This window comes from Mesorhizobium sp. YR577, assembly GCF_900116595.1.
Lineage (GTDB): Bacteria > Pseudomonadota > Alphaproteobacteria > Rhizobiales > Rhizobiaceae > Mesorhizobium_M.
Window position 1 is genome coordinate 26,485 of the sequence record NZ_FPBI01000011.1, and the last position, 25,183, is coordinate 51,667.

The window sequence follows — 25,183 nt, forward strand, 5'->3', positions numbered from 1 at the left end:
TCTGCATGTCATCTGCGATTCAGCTTCGCGCAAGGAAGTTGGTTTAGCTTCTCCGGATACTTTGGGCGGAGGCTTGCCACGCGATGACGACCTATACCAGCTACCAGCTCATTGCGAGCAACCTGACAAGGTCGCTCGACCGCGTCAGCAAGCAGCCTGTGGTGGATCGCGAGACCAAATATTATCTCGAAAACATCTCCAAGGTGAAGACGATCGACGAGTTCGTCTCGAACACCCGGCTGTTCAACTACGCGATGAAGGCCCATGGGCTTGAAGACATGGCCTATGCCAAGGCGTTCATGGAGAAGGCGCTGAAGGAAGGCATTTCGGATCCGAACAGCTTCGCCAACAAGCTCAGCGACAAGCGTTACGCCGAATTCGTCCGCAGCTTCAACTTCGCCGCCCGCGGCGAAGAGACGACCACATACAACATGGCGCAACAGTTCACCGCTGAGAACTACGCCACCCAGATCAAGATCAACGGCGGCAATCCCGACTCCGATGCAGTGAAGGCCGAGACGACCTACTACCTGGCCAATATCGTCAAGGTGAAGTCGATCGATGAGCTGATGAAGAATGATCGGCTGGTCAGCTATATCAAGACCGCCTACGCGATGGATCCGGAAATCGACACGAACGATTTTCTGCGCAAGATTCTCGAGGGCGGTGTCCGCGATGAGAACAGCCTCGCAAACAAGCAGGAGGAGCCGCGCTACGCTGCCTTCGCGACAGCCTTCAACTTCGAGGCCTATGGTGAGAAGGCAACGACCTACGTCTTGTCCCAGCAGCCCGTCACCGACAAATATCTCCGCCAGTCGCTGGAACAGGACGCTGGTGCGCAGAATGAAGGTGTGCGGCTCGCGCTCTATTTCCAGCGCAATGCCCCAAACATCACCAATTTCTACGAAGTCCTCGGCGACAAGGCGCTGGCGCAGGTCGTCCGCACCGCGCTCGGCCTGCCCGACGCATTCGCGCAGGCCGACATCGACAAGCAGGTCAAATATTTCGAGTCGCGGCTGAAGATCGAAGACCTTTCCGATCCCGACAAGCTCGGCAAGTTCATCCAGCGCTTCACCGCGCTCTGGGAAATCGAAAATCCCTCGACGTCGGCCGCTACTTCGCTGACGGTGCTGTTCAGCCAGCCGGCCGAATATGGCGTGTCGACGAATCTGCTGCTCTCCATCCAGTCAATGAAACGCTGAGGAACATATAAAGTGCAGGATGGTCTCTACGTCGCCCTCTCGTCCCAGATCGCGCTGGAGCGCCGGCTCAACACGATCGCCGACAACGTCGCGAATGCCTCGACGGTCGGCTTTCGCGCCACCGGCGTGAAATTCGAAGACGTTGTCTCGGGCGTCGGCGAAAAATCCGTGTCCTTCGCCTCGACCGGCGACACCTATCTGTCGACGCAGTCGGGATCGTTCCGCGAAACCGGCAATCCGTTCGACTTTGCCATTCGCGGCGATGCCTGGTTCGGCATCGAGACGCCGGCCGGCACCATCATGACCCGTGACGGCCGCTTCACCATGCTGGAGACCGGCCAGCTCGTTTCCATCGAAGGCTATCCCGTGCTCGACGCCGGCGGCGCGCCGATCCAGCTCGACCCGCGCAACGGCGCACCTCAGGCAGGTGCCGACGGCGTGCTTCGCCAGGACGGCCAGCTCGTCGCGGCAATCGGCCTCTACGAATTCAACCCCGGAACCAACTTCCAGCGCTACGGCAATTCCGGCATCATCCCCAACGGCCAGCCCGATCCTGTGGTGGACCGCATCGATGTCGGCGTCGCACAGGGCTTCGTCGAAGATTCCAACGTCAACCCGATCCTGGAAATGACGCGGCTGATCGGCGTCCAGCGTGCCTTCGAACAGACAGCCGCCCTGATGCGCAGCTCCGAGGAGACCTTCGGCGAAGCCGTCCGGACGCTCGGCTCGAAGTAGTGTAAATGACCAACGCCCAGCCGGTCGCAGCCAACCCGGACCTTCAGCCTGCGCATCATGAGAACAGGCTGACGATCCTGGAGCGGAGCTATCATCGCTTCGCCGACGCGCGCACCATCGTCAAACGCGGTGGCCGGATCACCGAAGTATCGCCAACGCACTACCATGTTCGCGGCCTATCGGGCACGGCGAGGCTCGGCGACATCGTCGAGCATCGCGGCCAGAACGGAACGCGGCGGGGCGAGATCATCCAGATCGGCTCGCAGGACGTACTGGTCGCACCCTTCGAACGCACCGCCGATGCCGGCGTCAACGACCTTGTCTTCAACCGCGGACCCTTCGCCGTTGCACCGCATGTCACCTGGCGCGGACGCGCCATCGACTCGCTCGGCCGGCCGATAGACGGCGGCCCGGCTCTGGTTGAAGGAGACATCCAGGACGCAGCCGATTCCGTGCCGCCGGCCGCATTGTCGCGCCAGCGCGTCGAAACCTCGTTTCTCACCGGCGTCCGCGTCATCGATATCTTCACGCCGATCTGCTTCGGCCAGCGCCTCGGCATCTTCGCCGGTTCCGGCGTCGGTAAGTCGACGCTGCTCGCCATGCTTGCCGGTGCGGAGGCCTTCGACACGGTGGTCGTTGCGCTCGTAGGCGAACGCGGCCGCGAGGTGCGCGAATTCCTCGAAGACACGATCGGTGAGGCCAGTATGGCCAAGACGGTCGCCGTCGTCGCCACCAGCGACGAAAGCGCCATGATGCGCCGCCGCGCACCCGATACCGCCATGCGCGTCGCCGAGCATTTCCGCGAGCGCGGCGACCGCGTGCTTCTGGTACTCGATTCGATCACGCGCTTTGCCCATGCGTTGCGCGAAGTCGCCATCGGCACCGGCGAGCCGCCGATCGCGCGCGGTTATCCCGCGTCCGTCTTCACCGACCTGCCCAAGCTGCTCGAACGCGCCGGTCCCGGCGTCGAAGGCACGACAGGCTCCATCACGGCGATCATTTCGGTTCTCGTCGACGGCGACGACCACAACGATCCCGTGGCCGATTCCGTGCGCGGCATTCTCGACGGCCACATCGTGCTCGACCGCGCAATTGCCGAACAGGGCCGCTACCCGGCGGTCAATCCGCTGTCATCCATTTCGCGTCTGGCCGGCAAGGCCTGGAGCAATGACGAACGCGCGCTGGTAACCCGCCTGAAATCTATGATTTCACGCTTCGAAGATACGCGCGACATCCGCCTGCTCGGTGCCTACCAGGCGGGAGCCGACGCCGAGCTCGACCTGGCGGTGCGTCAGGTGCCCGTGGTCTACGAAGTTCTGACCCAGTCGCCGGCCGACCCGCCCTCGCCCGATCCGCTCGCCGATCTCGCCCGTCATCTCAGAGCCAAGGAAAAGCCCGATGCAGCTCCGGGAAATTGAACACGCCCTCCGCGCCATGCTCGACGAGAGCAGGGCCAGGGAGGAACAGACCGGATGGCGGGCAGTCCGGCGGCGTCTGCGCGAACTCAAGCAGAGCACCAGCCGTATCTTCAGCAGGAGCAGAAGATGGGACGAGGAGACGCGGCGTTGGTCCTGGAGGCGGCGCCTGAAACCGGCGCAGGTCGAAGAGACCCTCGAAGATATCCCCGAACAGAACGAGGCCGAGGTCGAGCGCTCCGGCTGGCGGCTTTTTCGGCGTAACGCCAAGCCCGGATATTTCGAACAGCGCCGCCAGGAATTGGCCAACGCAAGCAGAGCGGAAAGGGAAAAGGAGGTGCTGCAGCAACTCCATCCCGACCCGCAACCCAGAAGCGTCGAACGCGAACTGCTGGACATAATCGAGGAAAGCACGCCGGAGCGGGTAACGCTCAAGGCGAGACCATCGACGCAATCGACAAGAACCGAACCGGCGCGCAACGAAATACGCAAGGCCGAGAAGGAAAAGGCCGGCTGGCGTCCGTTCCAGGGTGCCAAGCCGGCTGCCGTCGCCACGGCTAAAGCCAGACCCGCACCTGCCCGGGCGCCCATGCGCCCGACAGTCCCGGTCAAGGCTGTCCGCAACCCGGATCGTCGCAGCGATCTGGTCATTGCCGGCCTTGGTGTCGGGCTCGGCCTCTTCTGCGCGCTGTTTCCCTGGTACGTCTTTCTCAATCAGGAGAAGTTCGGCGTGCAGGCCTTGCAGTTCAGTGGCAGCGGCCAGGGCACCCGCCCGGCCCGGATAGCTTTTTCTTCGCGCTATGAGACTGTTGAGGCACCCTTCGCCGACGAGGATCTTCCATTCGGAAAACTCGATCCCTTCGTCACGGCCTCCTTGCCGAGCGACGATGTGCCGAGGGTAGCGTCTGCACTCGCCGATCAGCCATTTCCCGGTGACGAGGCGACGTTCAGCCTGGTCCATGTCGTCAACGGCCGCGCCATGATCGAAGACGAAACCGGCCTGTGGGTCGTTCAGCGCGGCTCGCTCCTGCCCGACAACAGCCGCGTCGCCAGTATCGAGCTGCGTGGCAAGAAATGGGTGCTCGTCACCAGCGCAGACAAGATCGTCGAGCTTTCGCAGTAGCGATCAGACCGTGACCCCAAAAAGCGGACGCCGGTTTTTGGAAAAGGTCATGGTCAGCCAATAACTGCAAGCCAGCCGCAAGGCCCGCGCAAGACTGGCTGCCTACAGTGTGGAAATCTGCCCGGAGATTTCTATGCAGCCTGTCAATTTGTTTAATCTCGCTTCCCAGCAATCCGACTGGCTGGCTGTTCGCCAGTCGGCGATCGCCGGCAACATCGCCAATGTGAATACGCCCGGCTACGGCACCGCCGAGATCGAGCCTTTCGAGAAGGTGCTCGACAAGCGCCGCGTCGCCATGAGCGCCACGCAGGAAGGCCATTTCGCCGGCGGCATCTCCAAGGCCGCCTATGCCGTCCGCAACGAGGACGGCAAAAACTCGGTGCTGCCCTCGGAAAACACCGTCGTGCTCGAAAACGAGCTGATGAAGGCCGGCGAAGTGCGCCGCACCTTCGAGTTGAATACCGCAATCGTCAAGGCGTTCCACCGCATGATGATGCTGACCGTGAAGGGCTGACCCGCATGGACGCACTCACCGCCACGCTCAAGGTCGCAGCCTCCGGCCTCACCGCCCAGTCGGAAAGACTGCGCATCGTCTCAGAAAACCTTGCCAATGCGCAGTCGACCGGCAGCACGCCCGGCGCCGACCCCTATCAGCGCAAGACCATCATCTTCTCCGCCGAGGTCGACCGCGCCGTCGGCGCATCGACGGTGGATATCGCCGCGATCAATCGCGACCAGACGGCTTATCCGGTCGAGTTCCTGCCCGGCCACGAGGCCGCCGACGAGAACGGCTACGTCAAGATGCCCAACGTCAATGTGCTGGTCGAAATGGCCGACATGACCGAGGCAAACCGCTCCTACGAAGCAAATCTCCAGGTCGTCAAACAGGCGCGCGACCTCATTTCCATGACCATCGACCTGATGAGAGGCAACTGATGATCACCGGCATCGGCGCAATAGGCACGAAACTCCAGCCGAGCGGTGTCGAGAACACCATCGGCCTCTCCCCCGGCAGTCTCGGACAGACGGCCGGAACCGACATCGGCCAGTCCTTCGCGACAATGGTTTCGGAAGCCGCCAACCGCACCATCGACACGCTCAAGGGTGCCGAGAACGTATCGGTCCAAGCGCTTCAGGGCGACGCCGACATGCGCAAGGTTGCCGATGCGGTGATGACCGCCGAGCAGTCTCTCCAGGCGGCTGTCGCCATCCGCGACAAGATCGTCACCGCTTATCTCGAAGTCAGCCGCATGGCGATCTGAGGACAATAGATCATGAAAGCACTCGCCATCGCCGCCACCGGCATGAACGCCCAGCAGACCAATCTGGAAGTCATCGCCAACAACATCGCCAACATCAACACCACCGGCTTCAAGCGGGCGCGTGCCGAATTCTCCGACCTGCTCTATCAGGTCGACCGCATGCAGGGCGTGCCCAACCGGGCCAATGCCAATGTCGTGCCCGAAGGCGTCACGATCGGCCTCGGCGTCAAGACCTCCGCAGTGCGCAACGTCCACGTTCAGGGCGGGCTCACCAGCACCGGCAACAAGCTCGACCTTGCGCTGACCGGCACCGGCTGGTTCCAGATCGAGGGCGCCGACGGCCAGACCCTCTACACCCGCGCCGGCTCCTTCAACACCAACGCCACCGGCCAGCTCGTCACCGTCGACGGCTTCAACGTCCAGCCGGCGATCACCGTGCCTGCCGATGCCGTCGAGGTCGTCGTCAACAAGACCGGCCAGGTGTTTGCCCGCATCGACGGCCAGGCCGACCTTCAGGACCTCGGCCAGCTGACGCTGGCGACCTTCGCCAACGAGGCCGGCCTTGCGCCGCTCGGCGACAATCTCTTCCAGGAAACCCCGGCCTCCGGCGTCGCCAATGTCGGCGTGCCGGGCGATCCCGGCTATGCCACGGTCGAGCAGGGTTACCTCGAAAACTCCAACGTCGATCCGGTCAAGGAAATCACCGAGCTGATCTCGGCCCAGCGCGCTTACGAGATGAATTCCAAGGTCATTCAGGCCGCCGACGAAATGGCTGCCGTGGTGTCCAAGAACATAAGGTGACGAGAATGATGCCGCGCGCATTTCACAGCCTGATTGTTGCGGCCGCCGCCGGACTGGCGCTGCTGACGGGCGCGGCTGTTTCCTTTGCCGGCGAGACGGTGACCATCCCCAATCGCGTCATCTATCCCGGCGAGACCATCCCTGCAGAGGCACTCAAGGAAGTCACCTTGAGCCAGGGCAAGCAGCCGCCGGCTGCCGTTGCCATGGCAAGGACCGACATCGAAGGCAAGATCGCACGCCGCACGCTGCTGCCGGGCCGTTACATCCCGCTCGCGGCGGTGCGCGACGCCTTTCTCGTCGAACAGGGTGCTGCGGTCCAGGCACTGTTCGTCTCGGGCGTACTCACCATCTCGGCGGCTGCCGTGACGCTTCAGCCGGGTTCGGCCGGCGACATGATCAAGGTCCGCAATCTCGACAGCGGCAAGGTACTATCGGGCACCATCATGGCCGATGGCTCCGTACGGGTCAGCGGCCTATGATGCGCATAATTTCACTGGTTCTGGCTTTCCTGATCGGGCTTCAGCCGGCCCTGGCCGACGGCCCCGAGGGCAAGATCCCCGGTCGCGTCAACGGCGCGGCCATCGACACGAATGCGCGTGTGCTTGCCGCCACCGGCGGCGCGGGCGGTGCCTATGGCGACGAAGGCTATGACAATCGCGGCCGGCGCCTGCCCGGCGGCAACGGCCCGATCTCGCGCATCAAGGACATTGCCCGGCTGCAGAGCGCTCGCGACAACCAGCTCGTCGGCTACGGCCTGGTCATCGGCTTGCAGGGTTCGGGCGACAGCCTGCGCAACTCGCCCTTCACCGAGCAGTCGATCCGCGCCATGCTCGAAAATCTCGGCATCGCGTCCGAAGGCGGCCGTGCCCGCGCCAAGAACGTCGCCGCCGTCATCGTCACCGCCAACCTGCCGCCCTTCGTCCAGTCCGGCGCGCGCATCGATGTCAGCGTCTCCTCGATGGGCGATGCAATTTCGCTGGCCGGCGGCACACTGATCATGACGCCGCTGAAGGCAGCCGACGGCGAAATCTACGCTGTGGCGCAAGGCCCCGTCTTCATTGCCGGCTTCGAGGCCCAAGGCCAGGCCGAGCGCGTGACCCAGGGCGTTCCGACCGCCGGCCGCGTCCCCAACGGCGCCATCGTCGAGCGTCAGGTACAGGCCGCAATGGGCGACCAGTCGCTGCTCACCCTTCAGCTTCTCAACGCCGACTTCTCCACCGCCGTCCGCGTCACGGATGTCATCAACGACTATTCCCGCGCCCGTTTCGGCAAGCGCGTTGCCAGCGAGCAGGATTCGCGCACCGTCATGATCCGCAAGCCGGAGGGCATCTCGCCGGCGCGCTTCTATGCCGAGCTTGAAAATCTGGTCGTGGAATCCGACGTACCCGCCCGCGTCGTCGTCGATGAGCGCACCGGCACGATCGTGATCGGCCAGGATGTGCGCATCTCGCGCGTTGCCATCAGCCACGGCACGCTGACCGTGCGCATCACCGAGACACCGACCATCGTCCAGCCGGAGCCGTTCTCGCGCGGCGTCACCGCGGTCGAGCCGAACACCGCCATCGACATCAGCCAGCCCGACGCGAGGGTAGCACTTCTCGACGGGCCCGATCTCGAAACGCTGGTTTCCGGCTTGAACCGGCTCGGCGTCAAGCCGGCAGGCATCATCGCGATCCTTCAGGGCATCAAATCCGCCGGCGCCCTGCAGGCCGATCTCGTGCTGCAATAGGTGAAGGCCAATGAGCGCTGATCCCCACTTCCTCACATGGCCCCGGCGAAACGCCGGCCGCATCCTTGCTGCCGCAGCGCTGATGGCAATGCTGAGCGCCAGCGGTCCGGCTGCGACCCAGTCGATCGTCGCTGCCGCAGCTCCCAGCGACGGCTCCGAAACTGAAGTCGAGCGCTTCTGCTCCAACATCGCCGACGCCGCCCGCGACCGCCGCTACGCATTGCAGGCGCAGGAACTCGAGACGCTGCAGAAGGATATCGACCAGCGCATGAAGCTGCTGGAGGAAAAGCGCGCCGAGTACGAGGAGTGGCTGAAGCGCCGCGACGACTTCCTGTCCAAGGCGGAAGACAACGTCGTCAAGATCTATGCCGCGATGAAGCCCGACGCTGCCGCCGAGAGGCTGGCCGAGGTCAACATCAATGTCGCCGCCGGCATCATGATGAAGCTCGATTCGCGCAAGGCCGGCGTCATCCTCAACGAAATGGACCGCAAGGCGGCCGCAGCACTTACCGGCATCATGGCGAGTGCCGCCCGCAAGGAAGACCCCTCATGATCCGATTTGCCCTCGTAGCACTGGCCGCTGCAACAGTTTCCGGCTGCGCCACCAGAGTCGAAGAAGTCGGCAAGGAGCCGGTGATGTCCCCGGTCGGGTCCGGCATCGCTGCGCAATCGGTCTATCAATATCCCCAGCCGCCGGCCCAGCCGGTCAAGCGCTTCTCGCTGTGGGACGATCGCCAGAAGCGGCTGTTCACCGATCCGCGCGCGCTGGCACCGGGCGACATCCTCACCGTCAAGATCGAGATCAACGACCGCGCCCGCTTCAAGAACGAGTCCGACCGAGACCGCAAGGTCAACCGCACCCTCGGCGCGGGCATGGATTTCGGCTGGAACGGCAACAAGCAGGGCGGCTCCTTCGACGCCGACGTCGGCTCGAACACCTCCACCAAGGGCTCCGGCAAGACCGAGCGCTCCGAAAGCATCGAGCTTTCGGTCGCCGCCGTCGTCAGCGATGTGCTGCCCAACGGCAACCTCGTCATCAACGGTTCGCAGGAAGTGCGCGTGAACGCCGAACTGCGCATCCTCACCATCGCCGGCATCGTTCGCCCAACCGACATCGGCCCCTACAACACGATTTCCTACGAGCGCATCGCCGAGGCCCGCATCTCCTATGGCGGGCGCGGACGCCTGACCGAGGTCCAGCAGCCGCCCTACGGCCAGCAGATCCTCGACAACGTGCTTCCCTTCTAGGAAAGAAACGCCGACGCCATGTCCGTAACCGAACAAGCCCCTCCCCAGCCCAAAGGCCCGTCGCTGGTCATTCAGGCCGCGGTCCTTCTGGGCATGACGGCCGCCGCGATCGGTCTCGGCTGGGTTTCGGGCCAGTACCTCTATGGTCGCGAGAGTGCGGCAAAGGTTGAGGTTGCAGCAAGCGAAGGCCATGAAGCACCGGCAAAGGCCGAGGGCGACCACGGCAAGGCTTCAGCCGGCCTCGAGGTTCCTTTGCCGCCGATCACCACCAATCTTGCCGCGCCGAGCGACATGTGGGTTCGCATGGAGGCCTCCGTCGTGTTCGACGCCGCCCAGCCGCAATCGCTTGTCGACGATATCCATCAGGACCTCCTCGCCTTCCTTCGCACCGTCAAGGTTCACCAGATCGAAGGCGCCAGCGGGTTCCAGCATCTGAAAGCCGATCTCGAGGAGCGGGCAAAAATCCGCAGCGAAGGCCACGTCAAGCAGGTGCTCATCCGGACACTGCTTTTCGAATGAGAAAACTCCTCCTCACGGCCTTCGCGCTGATCGCCACCGCAACGGTGGCGCAGGCCCAGCAGATCGATCTCGGCGGCATCGGCCAGGCGGACGGCACGACCGTCGGCTACATCATCCAGATGTTCGGCCTGCTGACGGTTTTGTCGATTGCGCCGGGCCTGCTCATCATGGTGACGAGCTTCACCCGCTTCGTCATCGCCTTCTCGATCCTGCGCGTCGGCATGGGCCTGCAGACGACGCCAGCCAACATGATCATCATCAGCCTGTCGCTGTTCATGACCTTCTACGTCATGGCCCCGACATTCGATCAGGCCTGGGCCAATGGCGTGCGCCCCCTGATGAACAACGAGATAAACCAGGACCAGGCGCTGGAGCGGATTTCCGATCCCTTCCGTCAGTTCATGGTCAAGCATGTCCGCGACAAGGATTTCGACCTCTTCGCCGACCTCGCCCGCGAACGTGGCCAGACGGTTTCGCGCGAGAATGTCGATCTGCGCGTGCTGGTTCCGGCCTTCATGATTTCGGAAATCCGGCGCGGCTTCGAGATCGGCTTCCTCATCGTCCTGCCATTTCTCGTCATCGACCTGATCGTCGCCACCATCACCATGGCCATGGGCATGATGATGCTGCCGCCGACGGTGGTGTCGCTGCCTTTCAAGATACTGTTCTTCGTGCTCATCGACGGCTGGAACCTGCTCGTCGGCAGCCTCGTGAGATCGTTCAACTGAACATTCCGCGAAATGGTTAAGAATTTTCGCCGCGACAAAAAGACTCATCCGAACAATGAGATGAAAGATTTCGTGGGTTGCGGTGAGGTGAAGCGGCCCCTAGAGTCACAAAACTGAATTATCCTTTTGGTAGGAATTGCCCGCCATAAAGGCATTCATACAGGACGGATTGGTTCGAACAGAGCCATAGGCATGATGCCGCTCCGCTCTCGCCGGTAGCTTCCGGCATGTTCCTCATAAAAAAATCAGACCTTAAAGGAACAGGACCCATGTCCAGTCTTCTCACCAACGCGTCGGCAATGACCGCGCTGCAGACCCTGACCAGCACCAACAAGAACCTGGCCACCACCCAGAACCGCATCGCCACTGGCCAGGCCGTTTCGACCGCTTCGGACAACGCTGCTTACTGGTCGATCGCCACCGGCATGCGCGCCCAGAACGGCGTCAACCAGGCCGTCAAGGACTCGCTGAACTTCGGCTCGGCCGTGGTTGACGTGGCCTACACCGGCCTCGACGAGGCTATCGCGCTCGGCGAGAAGATCGTTGCCAAGCTCGCTTCCAACGAGCAGGGCGGCATCGACACGGCAGCTACCCAGAAGGAAATTGACGCGCTTACGGCGCAGATCGCGCAGATCGCCACGTCCGCCGACTTCGAGGGCCAGAACCTGCTGGCAACCGCGGGCGCCGACCTGACCGTGCTCGCTGGTTATGTCAAGGATTCGGGTACGCCCGACCTGATCACCGTGACCGCTTTCGACCTCGAAGCTGCTGACTTCTCTGACCTCTCGACCGCCGAGGCGACGCTGAAGACCATGCGCGAGGCCGCAGCTGATTTCGGCGCCGCCAAGATCCGCATCGACTCGCAGCTCTCCTTCACGTCGAAGCTGATGGACGCTGTCGATCGCGGCGTTGGCGCTCTGGTCGACGCCGACATGAACGCCGAATCGGCTCGCCTTTCGGCTCTGCAGGTTCAGCAGCAGCTCGGCATCCAGGCGCTGTCGATCGCCAACTCGAGCTCGCAGTCGATCCTGTCGCTCTTCCGCTAATAGCGGATCAGCATCGGCTCGTTCCGATGCTCATGGGACGGGGGGTATTAACCGGGTCGCGCTCTTTCGGGGGCGCGGCCCGATTTCATTTTCGCACAAGCTTCGACCTCTAGTGTTTCTGCGGACAGACATGCAGGAGCCTTTGAGCCGTGCCGCAGCAAATTCAGACCATTCTTTCGAACCTGCAGGGTTTCGGCCCGCGCCGGCTGGCAATAATGGGCGGTGTCGCCGCATTGGTGATGGCCATCATCGGCCTCGGCGCCTTCTATCTCAACCGTCCGGCCTACGAGACGCTCTATGTCGGGCTCGAACGTTCCGACGTGAACCAGATCGGTCTTGCGCTCAATGAAGCAGGTATAGGCTTCGATGTCGGCTCCGATGGCACCAGCGTTCTCGTTCCCACCGGCAAGACCGCAACCGCCCGCATGCTGCTTGCCGAAAAAGGCCTGCCGACCAGCGCCAATGCCGGCTACGAACTGTTCGACAATGTCGGCTCGCTCGGGCTGACCTCTTTCATGCAGCAGATCACCCGCGTACGGGCACTCGAAGGCGAGATTGCCCGCACCATCCAGTCCATCAACGGCATCCGCGCCGCCCGCGTCCACATCGTTCTGTCCGAGCGCGCCAATTTCCGCCGCGACGAGCAGGAGCCGTCGGCCTCCGTCGTCATCCGCGCCTCCGGCATCGACGAGGTCAAGAGCGCGATGTCCATCCGCCATCTCGTCGCCGCCGCCGTCCCCGGCCTGAATGCAGAGAAGGTGACCGTGCTCGATTCCGCCGGCACGCTGCTTGCTGCCGGCGACGATCCGATCAATTCCAGCGCCAGCCGCTCGCTCGGCGTCGAGCAGACGGTGGAATCGCAGATCGAAGCCAACATCCGCCGCGCCCTGACGCCCTATCTCGGCCCGGACAATTTCCGCGCCAGCGTCAAGGCCGACGTCAACACCGACACACGGCAGACCGAGGAAACCATCTTCGATCCGGAATCCCGCGTCGAGCGCTCGGTCCAGGTCGTGCGCGCCAATGAGAGCGCCAACCGCCGCAGCGCCGCAGCACCCGCCACCGTTGAACAGAACCTGCCGGAAGCAAACCTCGCAGCCGTCGACGGTCCGCAATCCTCCGAAAACAGCGATCGCAAGGAGGAAACCACCAACTACGAGATGAACTCCAAGCGCATCGCCACCGTCAGCAACGGCTATACGGTGACCAAGATGTCTGTGGCAGTCGTCGTCAACCAGCAGCGTCTCGCAGCCATCCTCGGCGAAGGCGCGACGGCAGAGCAGATCAACGGCCGCATCGCCGAAATCCAGAAGGTCGTTTCCACCGCAGCCGGCCTCGATACGGCGCGCGGCGACGTGGTCAACGTCTCGGCGGTCGAGTTCATTGATGGGCTCGACGGCGTCGAGATCGCAGCGCCCGGCTTCATGGACAAGCTCGGCCAGCAAACGGGCACGCTCATCAACGCGGCCGCCTTCGTCATCGTTGTCTTCCTCGTCGCCTTCTTCGGGCTGCGCCCGATGGTGGCCTCCCTGACCAAGCCTGCCGAGATCGCCGGCCCGAGCTTCGACGACGTGCAGCGTTCGCTGCCGACACCGGACTCGGCCAACGCCGAGGCAGAGGCCCTGCCGCAGCCGCCGCGCACCAATCCGCTCGACGACCTGCGCCGCAAGCTCCGGCCTGCGCCGCAGGAACGCCTTGCGCGCATGGTCGACCTCAATGAGGAACGCACCGCGCATATCCTGCGCAAATGGGCTCATCAGGAAGCCGCCTGATGAGCGCGCTTGCCCTTTTCGAGCTTCTTCAGGATTTCGGCAAAAGCCCCGTTCGCGCGGCCGAACCCGGACGCACGCCGGAGCCGCCACGCAAGGCGGCTTCCCCGGTTTTTTCTCCGTCGAATGCAGCCCCCGATTACTCCGACATGATCAGCGCGGAAGTTGCGCGCGCTGAAGCCGCGCTGACCGAGCGTCTTACTGCCGAACACGCTATCGAAATGGAAGCCGAGCGCCTGCGTCACGCCACCGAGATGGAAGAAGTCCTTCATCGCTTCGGGCAGGAAGCCGGCGCGACCATGGCTGCCGGCATCGCTGAGATGGAAGCGCGTGTCACCGAACTCACCACCACGGCGACGGCACGCATCGTCGGCGGCATTCTGAGCGAGGATATCCAGAAGCGTTCGCTCGAAGCGCTCGCCCTGTCGATCAAGACCGCCACCGCCGATCCCGAAGCGGTGCGCATCCGCGTTTCCGGCCCGCAGTCCTTGTTCGAGGCGCTCAGGGCCGCCATGCCGGAGCGGGAGCACAATTTCGACTATGTCGAGGCCCCCGGCTTCGACCTGACGGTGACGATTGACGGCGACATATTCGAAACGCGGATCGCCGAATGGTCCACGGCAATCTCGGAGATCCTGGCGTGAGCAGCGTGGACATCGACAACGTCAAGCACGAGATCGTCATTGTCAGGCGTGGTCACAGCGGTGAGGACGACGCCCATCACGGCGGCGTCTGGAAGATCGCCTTCGCCGACTTCATGACCGCGATGATGTGCTTCTTCCTCGTCATGTGGCTCATCAGCGCCGCCGACGAGAAGACGAAGAAATCCGTCGCGAACTACTTCAACCCCGTGCAGCTGATGGACAACACCACCAGCAGCCGGGGCCTTGAAAGCGAGAGCGAAGGCCTGCCCGCCGAGAAGCCGGAAGATTCGACCAGCGCCGGCGAAAGCGTCGGACGCGCCAATTCCGGTCCGGCGAAGGAGCAGAATTCCGCCGATGCAGCCGTCGCCGACCAGCGCTCGGACGAGAACCTTTTTGCCGATCCCTACGCGGTGCTGGCCGAGATCGCCGCCAATTCCGGCGTGCGCCAGAATGTCAGCGACAAGGGCGACGGCGGCGTGCAGGAAGCCGGCCCGGCAACTGGTGCTGAGGGCGGCGAGTCCTACCGCGATCCGTTCGCGCCGGACTTCTGGTCGCAGCAGGTAGCAACGCCGCTGGCCGAGGCAAGCGCCGAACGTTCCAAGCCCGAGACGGAAGCCGCCAAGGCAGATATCACCGCTCCCAAGGATGTCGCCCCGCTGCAAGAGCTGGCCGAGACAAAGGCGGAAGCCAAGCCTGAAAAGCCCGTCGCTGAGAAGCCTGCCGAGACAGCACCCAAGCAGGACAAGCCGAGCGCTGCCGACGTCAAGAAGGCGGAACAGCTGCGCAAGGAACTTGCCGCCGCCTTCCCTGCCGGTGACAGGCTGCATGACGGCATCTCGGTCGAGGCAACGGCCAAGGGCGTGATCATCTCCGTTACCGACCAGCTCGATTTCGGCATGTTCGAGATCGGCTCTGCCGTGCCCCGCCGCGAGCTCATCCTGGCGATGGAAAAGATCAGCAAGGCGTTGAACGAACAGAAGGGCGTGATCACCATCAGCGGCCATACCGATGCGCGCCCGTTCAAGAACGCAACTTACGACAACTGGCGGCTTTCGTCCGCGCGCGCCCATTCGGCCTATTACATGCTGGTGCGCGGCGGCCTCGACGAGCGCCGCGTCACCGAAGTCGGCGGCTTCGCCGACCGCAAGCCGAAAAACGCCGCCGACCCGCTGGCCGCCACCAATCGCCGCATCGAGATCGTGCTGGAGAACGGCGGATGAGGCTCCCGCGTCCGCTGCATGGTCTGATCGGTATGGCGCTGCTTGCAGCAAGCCTGCCCGCATTGGCGCGCGCCGAAACCCAGCTCCAGCCCTTCCAGATGGTGCGTTCGCTGCAGCTGGTGCAGGACCGCATCGCATCGGGCGACCATGCCGCGCTGCCGATGCAGCGCAAGCTGCTCGAAATGATAGACGAGCGCCTGCGCAAGACCGGGCAGGACGGCTTCGACGATCCACGCAACTATCGCGCCATGCTGGTCTATGCCATGAGCGGCGGCAATCCGGCGACGATCGACACCGTTCTGTCGCGCCTCGTGCTCGATGAAGAAAACCTCGGCATCGGCAAGGGCTTGCTCGACTATCTCAACGGTCAGGCGGTCAGCGCGCGAACCACGCTCGGGCCCGTCGATCCGATGAAGCAGCCGCCCGAACTCGGCGCATTTCTGGCCCTGGTCAAGGGCTCGCTCGCTGCCAACGACAACCCGCAAGGTGCACTGAAACTGTTCGATCAGGCACGCCTGCTCGGCCCCGGCACGTTGGTCGAGGAAGCAGCGCTTCGCCGCTCCATCGGCCTCGCCACCGCACATGGCGATGCCGGGCGCTTCACGCTCGCCTCCACGCAATATGTCGAGCGTTATCTGCGCTCGCCCTATGCCAGCCAGTTCGCCGACTCCTTCGTGGCAGGCGTCATGGCGCTTCATGATTCGATCGACCTCGCCAAGGTCAGCGAAATCACCGCGATGATGGACGCCGAACAGGAGCGGGTGATCTATCTGCGCATCGCCCGCGTCGCCGGTATCGACGGTTACAAGGAACTGTCCGCCTTTGCCTCGGCAAAAGCCGAGAAGGGCGCAGGCGGCGATGCAGTTGCCGGCGGCGAAGACCCGCGTGCGCTGCTCTATGCCAGCCTTGCCTCGGTGACCTCCGGCACCGATGCCGAAATCAGGGCCATGCTTGCAAAAATCGACCGCGCCAAACTTTCGGCAGGCGACCGCAAGCTGTTCGATGCGGTTGCCGCCGTTGCTTCCAAGATGACCGGCACGCTGCCCACGCCTTCACGGCAGGAGGTTCGCCAGGCTATCCCCATCACTGCTGCCGCAGACGACAGCGACCCTCTGGTGATCGAAGCCGACCCGCTGCCGCTGGATGCGGTCGAAGAACAGCAGCCTCAGGACATTGTAGAAGCCTCGGCACCGATAGCCCTAGCCGAGAGCACACCAGCCCAGGCTGCCCCGCAAACACCGCCTGATCCCGCCGATGAAAAGCTCGTCGCCAACCGCAAGAAACTGGAAGAAATCGACAAGATGCTGGGAGACGCGCAATGACGATCGGCATCAATCAGGCTCCTGTGTCAGCCGGCTCGGTTCCGGTGGTGTCGGGCAAATCGGGGAAGCCGGGCGCCAAGGGACAGGACAGCGGCAGCACATTCGGCAGCGTGGTCGGATTTTCGGATACGAAAGGAAAGGACGGCGAAATGGCCTCCAGCTCCGCTATCGGCTTGCACAAGCCGGAGAATGCTGCGCGGCAAAAAACGCCGGCGGCTTCATCCGAGCAGGGACAGGCACGCTGGCTTCGCCCGGGCGCTCAATTCGAAAAAGTCATCGACGTTGCCCTGAAGGGCACCACCGAAGAGACCGATGCCTCGGGCGAAACCCTGCCGGAAGACGATGCCGCCGGAACCGACGCTGATAGCGCCACGGATACTCGCTCGGCAAAAACCGTCGGCGATCCATTGTCGGCTCTCATGATCGCAAACAGGCTGGAGGCGCGGGGCGAGCAGTCCGGCAATGCAAAGAGCGGTTCTGAAAAATCAGGTGCCGCTGGGACCTTGGCGGCCACGAAAATCCCGCTCGAAGGCGATGCGGCATCGCTTGCCGAAGCCGCGCGCGCGGCGCGCAGCGCCGAGGGCAAGGAACCATCGGCCAATTTCCGGTTGCCCGGACAGGTTTCGGGCGAGATGGCCACCCTTTCCATTACGCGCGCCGATCTGAAAAACGCTGCCAAGTCGACGGTAGCCTCCCTCACCGTCTCGCTGTCTCAAGCGACGACCCTCGGCGAAACAGCAGAGGGCGCCGACGCGGCAATCCCGCCTGTCGGCGACGATCTCCGTCAAAGCCTCGAGGCCGGCGGCCGTGGCCGCCAGCAGGCGGATACGTCGGGCAGGCGGTCGGACGGCAAAGCCGAGCGTGTGACGGTGGTGAACCAGCAGAACATACCCGCGCCGGTCGCCCAATCACCCGTTTCGACCGCTTCCGCACTTGCCAATCAGCTTGCTTCCGACACCGGTTGGCGCGAAGCGGCGGCCCCATCCTTCCGGCCTCTTGCCTCACAACCCAATTTGTCTTCGGCGCACACCCTGAAAATTCAGCTGCACCCCGCAGAACTCGGTGTCGTCACGGCCAGCATGCGTTTCTCCGGAGAGCAACTGACGGTTGAGATTCAGGTTGAAAACGGTGATGCCTACCGCCGCCTCAGCGCGGACAGCGAGACCATCGTGAAATCGCTCCGCGCGATGGGTCTCGACATCGACCGCGTGACAGTCCAGCAACCACAGGTCGCATCGCAATCGGTGACGCGTACCGACAGCAGCGCAACGGCCTCAGGCTTTGCACCGCGTGACCAGCAGTCGTTCGGCTCTGCCGGGTCCGGCGGCAACGGCGAGACATCCGGCGGACAGCGATCGGCAAGGGACGGCAACGATGGCGCATATGGCACTGGTGATGGCGCATCGACTTCTTCGAACCGCACTGGCAGCGATCTTTATATCTAGCGCCGCATCAGCAGCTTTGGCAGCCGGCAATCCGTGCGAGCCTGAAATCCTGCGCGCTGCCGACCGCTATGGCGTACCGGTTGGAATCCTCTATGCCGTGGGCCTGACGGAGACTGGCAGGAAAGGGAGCCTTCAACCCAACGCATTGAATATAGAAGGAAAAGCCGTTTTCCCAACTTCGTCGGCACAAGCAATCGCGGCCTTCGATGCAGCAAGGCGCGGCGGGGCGAAGCTGATCGATCTGGGATGCATGCAGATCAACCACCACTATCACGGCGAGCATTTCCGCAGCGTCGCTGAAATGCTCGACCCCGGCCGGAACGTAGACTATGCAGCACGCTTTTTGGCGCAGCTTCATGCCCGGCACATGACCTGGTCGATGGCGGTTGCGCGCTATCATGCCGGCCCCAACAACGACCCTGCGCAGAAGCGTTATGTCTGCCGCGTCATCGCCAACATGGTCGCCACCGGCTTTGGCAAATGGACCGGCAACGCACGATCTTTCTGCGCCCCATAGTTGTACCGCTGTTCGAACGGAATTTGATGGTGGCCATACCTGTTGGGCGCCAAGCGCGTGCATTTCCCGCGCCACAATCAAACGGCGCGAGCACCACCGGGGGATGCAACCATTCCGATTCCTGACTCCCAAGAAACTAGCTACAAGATTTAACGGTTTTTCATGATTCGCGGCAACGCGTACCACTTCCCCGTCAGGGCATTCTTGCTGATTCGGGGGCGGGTCGATGATTGTAATCGTAGACGAGCGACAGCTCGTTACAGAGGGATATCATTCACTTTTCGACAGGGAAGGCGTCGCAAGCGCCGGCTTCCGGTCGAGCGAATTCGGCGAGTGGGTCGAAAGTGTCGCTGAAGCCGATCTCAAATCAGTCCGCGCTTTCCTGATCGGCGATTGTGGCGGCGATGTGGTGCTGCCGCGAAAGATACGCGACCGCTCCGGCGCTCCGGTGATTGCGCTCAGCGAGCAGCATTCCCTGGAAAACACGCTCAAGCTTTTCGAGTCCGGCGTCGACGACGTCATCCGCAAGCCGGTCCACATCCGCGAAATCCTGGCCCGCATCACCGCCATCCGGCGCCGTGCCCAGGAAGAAGCAAGCTTCACCCAGGTCGGCCCGATGCGCATCTTCACCGATGGCCGCGACCCTGAGATCGCCGGCGAACCGCTGCCGTTGCCCCGGCGCGAACGCCGCATCCTCGAATATCTGGCGAGCAATAGCGGCCGCCGCGTTACCAAGACCCAGGTCTTCAACGCCATCTACGGCATCTTCGACGAAGAGGTCGAAGAGAACGTCGTCGAGAGCCACATCAGCAAGCTGCGCAAGAAGCTGCGCGAGAAGCTCGGCTTCGACCCGGTCGATTCCAAGCGCTTCCTCGGCTACCGGCTGATCGTCGGATGAGAGGTCTTCCGCACAGGATAGCCGCGCCTTTCGGTGCCGGCTCTCAGCTCAACGCGGATGCCGCGCGTGCGCCCTGCCCTGTGCTCGAATTCTCCTCGCGGCTGCACCGCGCCAGCCTCGCGCAAGTCAAACCATATAGCCTTCTCCTGACCCAGGGTCCGGATAATCAGGAGACTTTTCGATGAGCTTGTATGGAATGATGCGCACGGGCGTGTCGGGCATGAACGCCCAGGCAAACCGCCTTTCCACCGTCGCAGACAACATCGCCAATTCCAGCACCACCGGCTACAAGCGCGCGAGCACGGAATTTTCCTCGCTGATCATCCCATCCACCACCGGCAACTATACGTCGGGCGGCGTCACCACGACGGTTCGCAATTCGATCAGCCAGCAAGGTGACATGAAGTACACCACCTCCGGCAGCGATCTTGCCATCAACGGCAACGGCTTCTTCGTCGTGCAGGGCGCAGGCGGATCGCCGGTGCTGACCCGCGCCGGCTCGTTCGTGCCGAACGCGCAAGGACAGCTTGTTAACGCTGCCGGCTTCCAGCTCATGGGCTACAGCTACGAAAACGGCATCCCCAGCGCTGTCGCCAACGGTCTCGGCGGACTGGTTCCCGTGACCATCAACCAGACGGATCTAGTCGCAATCCCATCGACAACCGGCATTTTCACCGCCAATCTGCCGTTGGATGCCGAGATCGTCGACCCGGCCGACCTGCCATCGGCGAATGCCGCCACGGCGAAATATTCGGCCAAGTCGTCGCTGGTCACCTACAACAGTCTCGGCAGCGAGGTTCTCCTCGACGTCTATTACACCAAGACCGCCGACAACACCTGGGAAGTCGCGATCTACAAGCAGTCCGACGCGGCAGCTGACACCTCATTCCCCTATACCGGCGACGAACTGGTCGGCACCCAGACCCTCGAGTTCGACCCTGCGAACGGCAAGCTGACCACCACGCCGCTCGACGTGACCGTGACGATCCCCGGCCCGCCGACACAGGATATCAAGATCGACCTGTCCAAGATGACGCAGCTCGACAAGAGCTACACCGTCGTCTCGGCTGAAGCCGACGGCGCCCCGCCCGCCAGCATCGAAGGCGTGCAGATTTCCGACGACGGCACGGTCTATGCCAAATACGAAAACGGCGCGCTGAAGCCGATCTTCCGCATTCCGATCGCCACCGTGCAGAGCCCCGACATGATGCAGGTGCTACCCGGCAACGTATTTTCGCCAACCGCCGATTCAGGCGTCGTCCAGATGGGCTTCGCCAACGAGAGCGGCAGGGGCAAGGTCGTGTCCGGTGCTCTGGAAGGGTCGAACGTCGACATCGCCCAGGAGCTGACCGACATGATCGAGTCCCAGCGCAGCTACACCGCCAATTCGAAAGTGTTTCAGACTGGCGCCGATCTCATGGACATCCTCGTCAACCTCAAGAGGTAGTCCGGCCAGACGAGCCGAACAGGAATAAAGCATGTCGTTATCCAGCGCACTCAGCATCGCCCAGAATTCCCTTCTCAACACGAGCCGCCAGACCAGTGTGGTCTCGCGAAACGTTTCCGAAGAGAAGAACGCGGACTATGCGCGCCGGACCGCCGTGCTTTCCAGCACCGCTCCCGGAGCGCGCGTCGTCGTCATCCAGCGCGCCACCAACGAGCAGCTTTTCCGCCAGAACCTGTCGGCCGTCTCCTCCTGGAGCGGCCAGACAACCGTCTATACCGGCATGGACCGGCTCAGCCTCGCAGTCGATGGCGTCGACAATGCGCTTTCGCCTGCAACCTCCATCACCGAGTTGCAGAAGGCGCTGCAGACCTACTCCGCCACTCCAACCAACCGTACGCTCGCCGACAACGCCATTAACGCCGCGCGCAATGTGGTGCGCAGCCTCAATGACGGCGCGGCGGCGATCCAGACCTTTCGTGTCGAGACCGACCAGCAGATCTCCACAGCGGTCAACGAACTGAACAGCCTGTTGTCCCAGTTCCAGGCCGCCAACAAGGAAATCGTCTCGGGAACCGCGTCCGGCCGCGACGTCAACGATGCGCTCGACAAGCGCGATGCGCTTCTGAAGCAGATTTCGGAATACGTTCCCGTCTCCACCTTCACGCGTGGCAACAACGATATGGTCGTCATGACCTCGGATGGCACGACGCTGTTCGAGACCGTGCCGCGCAGCATCAGCTTCGAGCCTTCGGCCGCCTATGCGTCGGGCACTCCCGGCAACAAGGTCTATATCGACGGCGTGCCCGTCACCATGGGATCGGGCGGCAACACGACATCCGGCGGCAAGATCGCCGGGCTTCTGCAATTGCGCGACAGCGTCGCCACCACGATGCAGAGCCAGATGGACGAAATCGCGCGCGGCCTCATCAGCGCTTTCGCCGAGACCGATCCGAACGGGGTTCTTGCCGACGCACCTGGCCTGTTCACATGGCCCGGCGCGCCCGCCATGCCGGCGGACGGCACGCTGGTCAACGGGCTCGCAGGGCAGATTTCGCTCAATGCGGCCTTCGTCAGCAATCCCGAATATCTGCGTGACGGCGGCGCCAACGGTGCCGGCTACGTCCACAACACCGAAGGCGGCACATCCTATACCGACCTTCTCATCAAATATGGCGACCGCATGGACGAGCCGATGGCCTTCGATGCCGCCACAGGCATCGGCGGCTCGGTAAGCCTTGCAACCTACTCCGCAAATTCGATCGGCTGGTTCCAGGGAGTGCGCAAGGATGCCTCGACGGCAGCCGAGTCCAAGGAGGCGCTGGCCGTCCGCACTGCAGAGGCGCTATCCAATGACACCGGCGTCAATGTCGACATGGAAATGTCATTGTTGCTTGAACTTGAGAATTCCTATTCGGCGTCGGCCCGCCTGATCAAGGCCGTCGACGAAATGCTGGCATCCCTGCTGGCGGCAGTGAGGTAATACGATGAAAGCCAGTTTTGTTTCCTCGTCAGCCATCAACCAGGCCATGCGCTATTCCTTGATGAAAACGCAGGCCGCACTCGTAAACGCGCAGAAGGAGCAGGCAACCGGTTTCTTCGCCGACAAGGGGTTGGCGCTCGGCGCGAGCACGTCGCAATCGGTTACCTTCAACCGGGAAGTCGAGCGCATGAAAGGCATCGTTGCTTCCAACGCATTGGCCACCACGCGCCTGACTGCCACCCAGAATGCCCTCGGCCAGGTCTCGACGGCGGCACAGTCCTTCCTGTCGATCCTGCATACCGCGATGACGGGCGATTCCACTGCGAGCGTCACCAAGGATATGGCCACCGACGCGTTGAAAACGATGACCTCGGTGCTGAATACCGGCGTGAACGGCGAATTCATATTTGCCGGCGTTAATACCGATGCCAAGCCGATCAACGACTATTCCGCACCCGGCTCACCGGCCAAGGCCGCCTATGACGCCGCCTACGCACAATATCTGGCAGATACCGGGGCGGATCCTGCCGACCCGTTTCCGACCGCTGCCGACATGAACGCTTTCCTCGACACTTATGTCGAGCCACAGTTCACGGGCGCAAGCTGGGACAATTGGTCGAACGCCTCTGACCAGAGCATCAGCAGCCGCATTTCGCTGAACGAGACGACCGAGACGTCGGCGAGCGCCAACAATGACGGCTTTCGCAAGCTGGCCATGGCCACGACGATGATCAGCGAACTTATGTCAGGCGATCTCCCGTCTGATGCCCGCAAGGCACTGGTCGACCGAGCCTGGGCCTTGGTGTCCGACAGCATCAGCGATATTGTTAATCTGCAGTCGAAGACCGGTATCGCCGAGAAGCGGGTCGCCGACGCCAGCGAGCGCCTGAACACGCAGACCGGACTGATCGAAAAGCATATCCTGGCAACCGAAGGCGTCGACCCTCTCGAGGCGAACACGCGGGTCGCCGATCTCCTGTCGCACATCGAAACGTCCTACGCCATCACGGCACGTATTCAGCAACTCAGCCTTCTGAAATTCCTGAGCTAACCGGCGGACCCCTCAAATGTATCAATTTTCATACGCCGACGTTCAAACCGACTCAGTCGCAGACGCCAAGGATCGCGAAAAGCAGCTCCTGAACCGCTCGATCGATCTGCTTGCCACCGCAAGCACCGTCGGCGTCGGCTCACTGGAGGCGATACAGGCGCTGCATTTCACCAATCGGCTCTGGACGACTTTCATCGAGGACCTCGGCAGCGCCGACAACGCCTTGCCCAAGGAACTTCGCGCCAATCTGATCTCGATCGGGCTGTGGCTGCTGCGCGAGACCGAAGAGGTGCGCCAGGGCCGCTCCAGCAATTTCGAAGGCCTGATCGAGGTGTCGCAGATAATCCGCGACGGCATTCAATGAAAAGCACGTTGAAGATATCGCTGAAGCCGAACGAGAAGATCTACATCAACGGCGCCGTCATCAAGGTCGACCGCAAGGTTTCGCTGGAACTCCTCAACGACGTTCAGTTCCTGCTTGAGAGCCACGTCCTCCAGCCCGAGGATGCCTCCACGCCGCTTCGCCAGCTTTACTTCATGATCCAGGTCATGCTGATGGACCCTTCCGGCGCCGTGCAGGCACGCGAAATGTTCCGCCAGTCCCTGCCGCTGCTTCTGGTAAGCTTCGAGGACAAGGAAATACGCTCCACACTCAAGGAAGTGGATCGCATGGTCAGTGAAGACCGCGTCTACGAGGCGCTCAAGGCGCTCCGCGGGCTATACCGTCTCGAAGAGCGAGCCCTTGCCCTGGAAGCTCCGGCAGCATCCGCGCCTCGCCCCATCGCCGTAGGAGAACGATACTGATGAGCATGGTAATCGCACCAACCACGTCGACGACCAACACATCCTCGACCGACCAGACGTCGAAGACGGCGGTCGACTACCAGTCCTTCCTGCGCCTGCTGGTTGCCCAGATGAAGAACCAGGACCCGACCAATCCGATGGATTCGACGCAATACGTCGCCCAGCTCGCGCAGTTCTCGCAGGTCGAGCAGTCGGTTCAGATCAACAGCAAGCTCGATGCGCTGCTGTCGTCCTCGACGCTGTCCCAGGCCGACGCCCTGATCGGGCGCAACATCACCTCGGCAGACGGCACGCTCTCCGGCAAGGTCGCCTCGGTGAAGCTCTATTCGGACGGCATCGTTGCGGTGCTGGAAAGCGGCAAGGAGATCGTCGTCGGCCCCGGCGTCGTCATCAAGCCGAGCGAACAGAGCGAAGCGTGAACGAAGCCGACGCCCTCGACATCGTCCAGTTCGCCATCTGGACGGTCCTGACCGCCGCAGGTCCGGCGGTCGCGGCGGCAATGATCGTCGGCGTCGCCATCGCGCTGGTTCAGGCGCTGACGCAGATTCAGGAAATCACGCTCACCTTCGTTCCCAAGATCATCGCCATCATGCTCGTCGTGGCCTTCACCGGACCGTTCATGGGCGCGCAGATTTCGTCCTTCACCAACGTCATCTTCGAACGCATCGAAAACGGGTTCTAGAACCTGAGACCCTCTCCCCGTAGACGGGAAGAGGAATGACCTTCTCCTCCCATGTTCGCGCAAGCTTGGCCGTTTAGGCTCATGCTGTAATCGGCC

29 protein-coding genes are annotated in these 25,183 nt (G+C 62.7%); all 29 read left to right on the forward strand.

The features are described 5' to 3' along the window. Positions 1 to 83 precede the first annotated feature (83 nt). The 29 genes from BM413_RS17065 to fliQ all read left to right on the forward strand — a co-directional run bounded on the left by BM413_RS17065 (position 84) and on the right by fliQ (position 25,087). Positions 84 to 1,202 carry a DUF1217 domain-containing protein gene (locus tag BM413_RS17065; protein WP_091915158.1) on the forward strand — a complete coding sequence of 373 codons (1,119 nt, stop codon included), beginning with the start codon at positions 84 to 86 and terminating at the stop codon, positions 1,200 to 1,202. Positions 1,203 to 1,214: 12 nt separating this feature from the next. After that, a complete protein-coding gene (gene flgF / locus BM413_RS17070) occupies positions 1,215 to 1,937 on the forward strand; it encodes a flagellar basal-body rod protein FlgF (RefSeq protein WP_091915159.1) in 723 nt (240 codons plus the stop codon). A gap of 5 nt (positions 1,938 to 1,942) precedes the next feature. Next, entirely contained in the window at positions 1,943 to 3,355 is a 1,413-nt protein-coding gene (gene fliI / locus BM413_RS17075) for a flagellar protein export ATPase FliI (RefSeq protein WP_091915160.1), read from the forward strand. Then, positions 3,336 to 4,475, forward strand: coding sequence for a hypothetical protein (locus tag BM413_RS17080; RefSeq protein ID WP_091915161.1), 1,140 nt, complete (start codon positions 3,336 to 3,338; stop codon positions 4,473 to 4,475). The genes fliI and BM413_RS17080 overlap by 20 nt, the downstream gene beginning before the upstream one ends. Before the next feature lie 133 nt (positions 4,476 to 4,608). After that, a complete protein-coding gene (flgB, locus tag BM413_RS17085) occupies positions 4,609 to 4,989 on the forward strand; it encodes a flagellar basal body rod protein FlgB (RefSeq protein ID WP_091915162.1) in 381 nt (126 codons plus the stop codon). 5 nt (positions 4,990 to 4,994) lie between these two features. After that, the gene (gene flgC, locus BM413_RS17090) at positions 4,995 to 5,411 is read left to right on the forward strand and encodes a flagellar basal body rod protein FlgC (RefSeq protein WP_091915164.1); all 417 of its coding nucleotides are present in this window, start codon (positions 4,995 to 4,997) and stop codon (positions 5,409 to 5,411) included. Continuing rightward, the gene (locus BM413_RS17095) at positions 5,411 to 5,737 is read left to right on the forward strand and encodes a flagellar hook-basal body complex protein FliE (protein WP_091915167.1); all 327 of its coding nucleotides are present in this window, start codon (positions 5,411 to 5,413) and stop codon (positions 5,735 to 5,737) included. The genes flgC and BM413_RS17095 overlap by 1 nt, the downstream gene beginning before the upstream one ends. Before the next feature lie 12 nt (positions 5,738 to 5,749). Then, positions 5,750 to 6,538: a flagellar basal-body rod protein FlgG gene (gene flgG, locus BM413_RS17100; protein WP_091915169.1), complete on the forward strand. Its 789-nt coding sequence runs from the start codon at positions 5,750 to 5,752 to the stop codon at positions 6,536 to 6,538. A 5-nt stretch (positions 6,539 to 6,543) separates the two neighbouring features. Continuing rightward, positions 6,544 to 7,017, forward strand: coding sequence for a flagellar basal body P-ring formation chaperone FlgA (flgA, locus tag BM413_RS17105; protein ID WP_091915171.1), 474 nt, complete (start codon positions 6,544 to 6,546; stop codon positions 7,015 to 7,017). Continuing rightward, on the forward strand, positions 7,014 to 8,267 hold the full coding sequence (locus BM413_RS17110) for a flagellar basal body P-ring protein FlgI (protein WP_091915173.1): 1,254 nt from the start codon (positions 7,014 to 7,016) through the stop codon (positions 8,265 to 8,267). Before flgA ends, BM413_RS17110 begins: the two co-directional genes overlap by 4 nt. 10 nt (positions 8,268 to 8,277) lie before the next feature. Beyond that, positions 8,278 to 8,820, forward strand: coding sequence for a MotE family protein (locus BM413_RS17115; protein ID WP_091915175.1), 543 nt, complete (start codon positions 8,278 to 8,280; stop codon positions 8,818 to 8,820). Continuing rightward, on the forward strand, positions 8,817 to 9,515 hold the full coding sequence (gene flgH, locus BM413_RS17120; protein WP_091915178.1) for a flagellar basal body L-ring protein FlgH: 699 nt from the start codon (positions 8,817 to 8,819) through the stop codon (positions 9,513 to 9,515). The genes BM413_RS17115 and flgH overlap by 4 nt, the downstream gene beginning before the upstream one ends. Positions 9,516 to 9,533: 18 nt before the next feature. Beyond that, positions 9,534 to 10,034 carry a flagellar basal body-associated FliL family protein gene (locus tag BM413_RS17125; protein WP_091915180.1) on the forward strand — a complete coding sequence of 167 codons (501 nt, stop codon included), beginning with the start codon at positions 9,534 to 9,536 and terminating at the stop codon, positions 10,032 to 10,034. Then, a complete protein-coding gene (fliP, locus tag BM413_RS17130; protein WP_091915182.1) occupies positions 10,031 to 10,762 on the forward strand; it encodes a flagellar type III secretion system pore protein FliP in 732 nt (243 codons plus the stop codon). Before BM413_RS17125 ends, fliP begins: the two co-directional genes overlap by 4 nt. Before the next feature lie 269 nt (positions 10,763 to 11,031). After that, positions 11,032 to 11,808 (forward strand): flagellin N-terminal helical domain-containing protein, encoded by a 777-nt coding sequence (locus BM413_RS17135; RefSeq protein ID WP_091915185.1) that lies wholly within the window; start codon positions 11,032 to 11,034, stop codon positions 11,806 to 11,808. 149 nt (positions 11,809 to 11,957) lie between these two features. After that, positions 11,958 to 13,580, forward strand: a complete 1,623-nt coding sequence (gene fliF / locus BM413_RS17140; protein ID WP_091915187.1) for a flagellar basal-body MS-ring/collar protein FliF — start codon at positions 11,958 to 11,960, stop codon at positions 13,578 to 13,580. Next, a complete protein-coding gene (locus tag BM413_RS17145; protein WP_091915189.1) occupies positions 13,580 to 14,221 on the forward strand; it encodes a hypothetical protein in 642 nt (213 codons plus the stop codon). The genes fliF and BM413_RS17145 overlap by 1 nt, the downstream gene beginning before the upstream one ends. Further along, complete coding sequence (locus tag BM413_RS17150) at positions 14,218 to 15,441, forward strand: MotB family protein (protein WP_175544348.1); 1,224 nt, start codon at positions 14,218 to 14,220, stop codon at positions 15,439 to 15,441. Before BM413_RS17145 ends, BM413_RS17150 begins: the two co-directional genes overlap by 4 nt. Then, on the forward strand, positions 15,438 to 16,763 hold the full coding sequence (locus tag BM413_RS17155; RefSeq protein ID WP_091915193.1) for a chemotaxis protein MotC: 1,326 nt from the start codon (positions 15,438 to 15,440) through the stop codon (positions 16,761 to 16,763). Before BM413_RS17150 ends, BM413_RS17155 begins: the two co-directional genes overlap by 4 nt. Further along, complete coding sequence (locus tag BM413_RS17160) at positions 16,760 to 18,208, forward strand: flagellar hook-length control protein FliK (protein WP_091915196.1); 1,449 nt, start codon at positions 16,760 to 16,762, stop codon at positions 18,206 to 18,208. Before BM413_RS17155 ends, BM413_RS17160 begins: the two co-directional genes overlap by 4 nt. Then, the gene (locus BM413_RS17165; RefSeq protein WP_091915535.1) at positions 18,159 to 18,725 is read left to right on the forward strand and encodes a transglycosylase SLT domain-containing protein; all 567 of its coding nucleotides are present in this window, start codon (positions 18,159 to 18,161) and stop codon (positions 18,723 to 18,725) included. Before BM413_RS17160 ends, BM413_RS17165 begins: the two co-directional genes overlap by 50 nt. Positions 18,726 to 18,951: 226 nt before the next feature. Next, on the forward strand, positions 18,952 to 19,623 hold the full coding sequence (locus tag BM413_RS17170; RefSeq protein ID WP_091915198.1) for a response regulator transcription factor: 672 nt from the start codon (positions 18,952 to 18,954) through the stop codon (positions 19,621 to 19,623). A 181-nt stretch (positions 19,624 to 19,804) separates the two neighbouring features. Further along, entirely contained in the window at positions 19,805 to 21,070 is a 1,266-nt protein-coding gene (locus tag BM413_RS17175; RefSeq protein ID WP_091915199.1) for a flagellar hook protein FlgE, read from the forward strand. A 31-nt stretch (positions 21,071 to 21,101) separates the two neighbouring features. After that, positions 21,102 to 22,550 (forward strand): flagellar hook-associated protein FlgK, encoded by a 1,449-nt coding sequence (flgK, locus tag BM413_RS17180; protein ID WP_091915201.1) that lies wholly within the window; start codon positions 21,102 to 21,104, stop codon positions 22,548 to 22,550. Between the two features lie 4 nt (positions 22,551 to 22,554). Continuing rightward, positions 22,555 to 23,601 (forward strand): flagellar hook-associated family protein, encoded by a 1,047-nt coding sequence (locus BM413_RS17185; protein ID WP_091915203.1) that lies wholly within the window; start codon positions 22,555 to 22,557, stop codon positions 23,599 to 23,601. Between the two features lie 16 nt (positions 23,602 to 23,617). After that, positions 23,618 to 23,965 (forward strand): flagellar biosynthesis regulator FlaF, encoded by a 348-nt coding sequence (flaF, locus tag BM413_RS17190; RefSeq protein ID WP_091915205.1) that lies wholly within the window; start codon positions 23,618 to 23,620, stop codon positions 23,963 to 23,965. Continuing rightward, on the forward strand, positions 23,962 to 24,405 hold the full coding sequence (flbT, locus tag BM413_RS17195) for a flagellar biosynthesis repressor FlbT (protein ID WP_091915207.1): 444 nt from the start codon (positions 23,962 to 23,964) through the stop codon (positions 24,403 to 24,405). The genes flaF and flbT overlap by 4 nt, the downstream gene beginning before the upstream one ends. Positions 24,406 to 24,410: 5 nt before the next feature. After that, the gene (flgD, locus tag BM413_RS17200) at positions 24,411 to 24,824 is read left to right on the forward strand and encodes a flagellar hook assembly protein FlgD (RefSeq protein WP_091915537.1); all 414 of its coding nucleotides are present in this window, start codon (positions 24,411 to 24,413) and stop codon (positions 24,822 to 24,824) included. Further along, positions 24,821 to 25,087: a flagellar biosynthesis protein FliQ gene (gene fliQ / locus BM413_RS17205; RefSeq protein ID WP_091915209.1), complete on the forward strand. Its 267-nt coding sequence runs from the start codon at positions 24,821 to 24,823 to the stop codon at positions 25,085 to 25,087. The genes flgD and fliQ overlap by 4 nt, the downstream gene beginning before the upstream one ends. Positions 25,088 to 25,183: the final 96 nt, after the last annotated feature.

Coding starts and splice junctions, on each gene's coding strand:
- BM413_RS17165 (WP_091915535.1), top strand. CDS start 18,159: ATGGCGCATCGACTTCTTCGAACCGCACTGGCAGCGATCTTTATATCT.
- fliP (WP_091915182.1), top strand. CDS start 10,031: ATGAGAAAACTCCTCCTCACGGCCTTCGCGCTGATCGCCACCGCAACG.
- BM413_RS17135 (WP_091915185.1), top strand. CDS start 11,032: ATGTCCAGTCTTCTCACCAACGCGTCGGCAATGACCGCGCTGCAGACC.
- BM413_RS17080 (WP_091915161.1), top strand. CDS start 3,336: ATGCAGCTCCGGGAAATTGAACACGCCCTCCGCGCCATGCTCGACGAG.
- BM413_RS17160 (WP_091915196.1), top strand. CDS start 16,760: ATGACGATCGGCATCAATCAGGCTCCTGTGTCAGCCGGCTCGGTTCCG.
- flgD (WP_091915537.1), top strand. CDS start 24,411: ATGGTAATCGCACCAACCACGTCGACGACCAACACATCCTCGACCGAC.
- BM413_RS17175 (WP_091915199.1), top strand. CDS start 19,805: ATGAGCTTGTATGGAATGATGCGCACGGGCGTGTCGGGCATGAACGCC.
- flgC (WP_091915164.1), top strand. CDS start 4,995: ATGGACGCACTCACCGCCACGCTCAAGGTCGCAGCCTCCGGCCTCACC.
- flgK (WP_091915201.1), top strand. CDS start 21,102: ATGTCGTTATCCAGCGCACTCAGCATCGCCCAGAATTCCCTTCTCAAC.
- flgG (WP_091915169.1), top strand. CDS start 5,750: ATGAAAGCACTCGCCATCGCCGCCACCGGCATGAACGCCCAGCAGACC.
- flaF (WP_091915205.1), top strand. CDS start 23,618: ATGTATCAATTTTCATACGCCGACGTTCAAACCGACTCAGTCGCAGAC.
- BM413_RS17170 (WP_091915198.1), top strand. CDS start 18,952: ATGATTGTAATCGTAGACGAGCGACAGCTCGTTACAGAGGGATATCAT.
- BM413_RS17095 (WP_091915167.1), top strand. CDS start 5,411: ATGATCACCGGCATCGGCGCAATAGGCACGAAACTCCAGCCGAGCGGT.
- flbT (WP_091915207.1), top strand. CDS start 23,962: ATGAAAAGCACGTTGAAGATATCGCTGAAGCCGAACGAGAAGATCTAC.
- BM413_RS17185 (WP_091915203.1), top strand. CDS start 22,555: ATGAAAGCCAGTTTTGTTTCCTCGTCAGCCATCAACCAGGCCATGCGC.
- BM413_RS17155 (WP_091915193.1), top strand. CDS start 15,438: ATGAGGCTCCCGCGTCCGCTGCATGGTCTGATCGGTATGGCGCTGCTT.
- BM413_RS17065 (WP_091915158.1), top strand. CDS start 84: ATGACGACCTATACCAGCTACCAGCTCATTGCGAGCAACCTGACAAGG.
- BM413_RS17145 (WP_091915189.1), top strand. CDS start 13,580: ATGAGCGCGCTTGCCCTTTTCGAGCTTCTTCAGGATTTCGGCAAAAGC.
- BM413_RS17110 (WP_091915173.1), top strand. CDS start 7,014: ATGATGCGCATAATTTCACTGGTTCTGGCTTTCCTGATCGGGCTTCAG.
- flgB (WP_091915162.1), top strand. CDS start 4,609: ATGCAGCCTGTCAATTTGTTTAATCTCGCTTCCCAGCAATCCGACTGG.
- BM413_RS17115 (WP_091915175.1), top strand. CDS start 8,278: ATGAGCGCTGATCCCCACTTCCTCACATGGCCCCGGCGAAACGCCGGC.
- flgH (WP_091915178.1), top strand. CDS start 8,817: ATGATCCGATTTGCCCTCGTAGCACTGGCCGCTGCAACAGTTTCCGGC.
- fliI (WP_091915160.1), top strand. CDS start 1,943: ATGACCAACGCCCAGCCGGTCGCAGCCAACCCGGACCTTCAGCCTGCG.
- flgA (WP_091915171.1), top strand. CDS start 6,544: ATGATGCCGCGCGCATTTCACAGCCTGATTGTTGCGGCCGCCGCCGGA.
- BM413_RS17125 (WP_091915180.1), top strand. CDS start 9,534: ATGTCCGTAACCGAACAAGCCCCTCCCCAGCCCAAAGGCCCGTCGCTG.